The sequence below is a fragment of the Companilactobacillus nantensis DSM 16982 genome (assembly GCF_001435815.1).
Classification (GTDB): Bacteria; Bacillota; Bacilli; order Lactobacillales; family Lactobacillaceae; genus Companilactobacillus; species Companilactobacillus nantensis.
This window is the reverse complement of the sequence record NZ_AZFV01000087.1, coordinates 1-339: the sequence shown is the minus strand read 5'-3', so window position 1 is coordinate 339 and position 339 is coordinate 1. Positions and strand designations below refer to the sequence as shown.

General features: G+C 38.1%; 1 protein-coding gene. It reads left to right on the top strand.

Annotation, left to right across the window (positions count from 1 at the left end; translation table 11 throughout):
* Window positions 1–9 precede the first annotated feature (9 nt).
* Window positions 10–339: helix-turn-helix domain-containing protein (locus FD31_RS13805; protein WP_420838397.1), on the top strand; the 330-nt coding region annotated here is incomplete at its 3' end.

Sequence of the window (339 nt, the reverse complement as noted above, 5' to 3'; positions counted from 1 at the left end):
ACACAAACAATGAAAGAGGTTTTCGTCTTGGCGCAAGAACAGATTACCATAAAACGAAACAAGGGTCACCACTTAACTGAAGTTGAACGTGGAAAAATAGCTGCTCTACATAAATTGGGACATTCTAACCGCAAGATTGCGATTGCTCTCAGTGTTTGCCCACAGACTATTAATAACGAGTTGAAACGTGGAGAAGTAACTCAAGTTAAGAAAATTAATGGCAAAGAGTACTTTCATCAAGAATACATACCTGAACTTGCTCAAAGTCGTTATGTCGATAAACGCAAAGCGTGTCATCGACCTTATAAACTATCACAAGTTCTTAGCTTCTTATCATTC